The organism is Mesorhizobium sp. M1A.F.Ca.IN.020.06.1.1 (assembly GCF_004023265.1).
GTDB lineage: Bacteria > Pseudomonadota > Alphaproteobacteria > Rhizobiales > Rhizobiaceae > Mesorhizobium.
Genome location: NZ_RZSR01000639.1, coordinates 1 through 3,555 on the forward strand (window position 1 = coordinate 1; position 3,555 = coordinate 3,555).

Genomic DNA, 3,555 nt, shown 5'->3' on the forward strand with positions numbered 1-3,555 from the left:
GTTTCTAATGTGCCGACTGTCAATTCACCCGTAGCCGCTGCCTTACATTCAATGTGAGGGCCGCGAGGGCAAACAGCAACATGATCAGCAATCCGTTAATTCGCCGCTGATCGGCGGTTAGCAGGGCGCGCCCGGAAACCGGCACATGGGCGTCGATGGCGCCGCGCGCATCGACCGCCAGGGCATCGACGATGCGCCCACGCGAATCGACAACGGCGGAGATGCCGTTGTTGGCCGCACGCAACAAAGGCACTCCATTCTCCACCGCACGAATCTGCGCCTGCCTGAAGTGCTGGTAGGGGCCTGGCGTGTCGCCAAACCAGGCGTCGTTGGTGACGTTCACAATAAGCTCGGATGACGCTGCATCGATGGCAACGAGGTCAGGAAAGATGACCTCGTAACAGATGAACGGAACGGCGCGCAGGCCGTTCGGCACCGCGATCGGATGGCGTTCATTGCCGGCGGCGAAATTCATCGGTCCGGCAACGAGCTGACCTATGCCGAAACGCTCGAACAGGCCGGCAAAAGGCAGATATTCGCCGAACGGCACCAGATGCACCTTGTCGACAGCATCGACGATCTCGCCCTTGTCGTTGATCGCCACCACGGAGTTGTAATAACGGCTGCCGGCATTGCCTGCGCCACCCTCCTCGCGCACCACGCCGGCAATCAGCATCTGGCCGTCGCCCAGCATATCCCCCAAGGCCGTCAGCGCGTCCGGACGCTCCGTGAACAGGAACGGCACGGACGTTTCCGGCCACAGGATCAGTTGCGGCTTGGCATGGCCTTGCTCCGGTGCCTTCGCCGAAATCCCCATCAGCGTGGCGAAGATGCGGTCGCGCACCGAGGCATCCCATTTCTCGGTGAGGTCGACGGCGGGCTGAACGATGCGCACGTCGATCGAGCGGGTGGCCGGCGGGGCTGGGACGGCAAGCCTGAAATAGCCGAAGCCGACGTGAGCGGCAACGAGAGCGACGAACAAGGCCAAGCCCAGCCTGAGATGCCGGCGCGCCGCGACAAGCGCCGGCAGGGAAAAGACAAAAACGGCGAGCGCGTTCATGCCGATCATGCCCGTCACCGACACGCTTTGCATCAGGAGGGGCACCGGCATTGCGGCATAGCCGACGGCATTCCAGGGAAAGCCGGTGAACAGGAAATCGCGCAGCCATTCCGCAAGGCCGAAGCCGAAGGCAAGTGCGGCGATGCGGCCGATATCACTGCTCCAGCAAAGCCGCGCCACGAGCGTCGCAAAACCATAGAAGAAGGCGAGCCCAAAGGGGATGCCGACGACGGCGAAGGGCAGCGCCCAGGCGAAGCTGTCGGCCTCGACAAGAAGGGCCTGGCCGATCCACCAGAGGCCGGCGAGGAAATAGCCGAAGCCGAACCACCACCCGATGGCGAAAGCCGGGCGAAGGCGACGCAGCCAGCCGTCGGAGGCTTCACCGGTGGCGCCGTCGAGCAGCCAGACAAGCACCGGAAACGAGACGAAACAGACGGCGAAGAAATCGTAAGGCGCCTGGGCGAGAACCGCGAGCGCTCCCGCGACAAACGCTACCAGCGACCGCCGCCACCCCCACAGCAGAATTATCCGGCCGGCAAAGCGCTGCATTCAACTTTCCAAGTCGCGCGAATCAGGCAGCCAGAGATTTAACAGGCCGAGCCGGATGCTCCAAACACGAGTAAGCGCAACAAATTCACGGTCGCGCTAACGGTGCCACCCTTCAATGCTGAGGCCGCTCAGTCGCTCGGCCTCCTCTTTGGGCACAATGCGCACGGTCTGTGTGAAGGTCCAGACATGGCCTTCTGGATCGCGGGCTCGATATTGCCGTTCGCCGTAGAAACGATCGATGGGCTCCTCAACGATTTCTGCCCCCGCGGCGCGCGCTTTCTCGCAATGGGCGCCGAGGTCTTCCCTCAATCGGATATAAACCGACTGCGTGTTCTTGCCGCCGACAGAGGCGGGGCTGGCAATATGCGCGGCCCATTCGCCATCGACGATGATATAGCCGTCGCCGAACCGCATTTCGGCATGAACAAGTCGCCCGTCGCTGTCGCTCGCCAGCATGCTCGGCTCGAAGCCGAACGCCGCCTGAAGCCAGGCCAAAGCCGCGCGGGGATATTGATAGAAGACGCCGGAGCCGAGGACAGCGTGCTTGAACGGGTCGTCGATCGGCATGAGCGAATATCAGGCCTGCTCCGTGCGCGCCGCGCGGCGGCGCTGCCGTTCGCCCTTCGGGCTCTGCACGATGCGCACCCGCTTGACGCGGCGCGGATCGGCGTCGAGCACGTGGAATTCGAAGCCCGGTATGGCCTGCACCACTTCGCCACGGGCCGGAACCCGGCCGAGCGTGTTGAAGATCATGCCGCCGATGGTGTCGACATATTCACCGTGCTCGCCCGCGGCGAAATCCTCGCCGATCATCTTGGCGACGTCGTCGATCTCGGCCTTGCCGTCGACCACGAACACGCCCTCTCCGATCCGGGTGATCATCGGCTCGTCGTCGTCGTGCTCGTCCTCGATGTCGCCGACCACCATCTCGACGATGTCCTCGAGCGAGGCGAGGCCGTCGGTGCCGCCATATTCGTCGATGACCAGCGCCATCTGGGTCCGCGTCGTCTGCATGCGCCCCATCAGGTCGGAAGCAAGCATCGATGGCGGCACGAACAGCACCGGACGGATCAGGTCGAGATCGCCGATGGTGCGGGCGAGATCGACCTGGGCCAGATCGAGGATGGTCGGCGCCTGGGCCTTCCTGTTCGCCCGGCCCTTCTTGACGCGGGCGACCTTGGTGATGTGGGCGAGAACGTCGCGTATGTGGACCATGCCGCGCGGATCGTCGAGCGTTTCGGAATAGACCGGCATGCGGGAATGACCGGACTGTTCGAAGAGGCCAAGCAGATCGCCAAGCGAGGTGGTGATCTCGACCGCCTCGATATCGGCACGCGGCACCATGACGTCCTCGACGCGCACTTCGCGCAGCCGCAGGATGTTGTTGAGCATCGCACGTTCGCCGGGCGAGAAGGATTCGGCATCGGTGGCCGTCTCGGCCAGCGCGTCGGCGATCTCCTCGCGCAGGTTGGTGCCGTTGCGGTGCCTGAACAGGCCTAGCACGCGATCGAAGAGAGAAGGACCGGCATGCGGAGGCTCGGCGGCCACGCTGCCGGTCGGAATACTCGGACTGGAGCCCTCTTCCGATTTTTCGGAAGGCTTGGCCGCACTGCCGGCGTCCGGACGGGCGGCAGTTTCTGGTTTGTCGTTCATCGCCATCAGGTCAATTGGTCTTTTTTGTTACGCGTAGGGATCGGGAATGGCAAGCCTCGCAAGCGCCGCGCGCTCGATCGCTTCCATCTCCTCGGCCTCGGCGTCGGTCTCGTGATCATGGCCCAGAAGATGCAGCAGGCCATGGATGACGAGATGGGTGATATGGTTCGCCAGCGGCTTGTCTTCCAGTGCGGCCTCACGCGCAACCGTCTCGGAAGCAAGCACGATGTCGCCCAGCATCGGCGGCAACTCGGCGCCCGTCGGGACGGAAAAAGCCGGGAAAGACAGTACGT

4 protein-coding genes are annotated in these 3,555 nt (G+C 63.6%); all 4 read right to left on the reverse strand.

Annotation, left to right across the window (positions count from 1 at the left end; all coding sequences use genetic code 11):
- Nucleotides 1–19: 19 nt before the first annotated feature.
- The gene (gene lnt, locus EOA60_RS24015; protein ID WP_066996322.1) at nt 20–1,609 is read right to left on the reverse strand and encodes an apolipoprotein N-acyltransferase; all 1,590 of its coding nucleotides are present in this window, start codon (nt 1,607–1,609) and stop codon (nt 20–22) included.
- A 96-nt stretch (nt 1,610–1,705) separates the two neighbouring features.
- Nucleotides 1,706–2,176, reverse strand: a complete 471-nt coding sequence (locus tag EOA60_RS24020) for a VOC family protein (RefSeq protein ID WP_095824233.1) — start codon at nt 2,174–2,176, stop codon at nt 1,706–1,708.
- A gap of 9 nt (nt 2,177–2,185) precedes the next feature.
- Nucleotides 2,186–3,262, reverse strand: a complete 1,077-nt coding sequence (locus tag EOA60_RS24025) for a hemolysin family protein (RefSeq protein ID WP_095824403.1) — start codon at nt 3,260–3,262, stop codon at nt 2,186–2,188.
- A gap of 27 nt (nt 3,263–3,289) precedes the next feature.
- Nucleotides 3,290–3,555, reverse strand: a 266-nt coding sequence (gene ybeY / locus EOA60_RS24030) for an rRNA maturation RNase YbeY (protein WP_128312002.1), incomplete at its 5' end; no start/stop codon positions are given.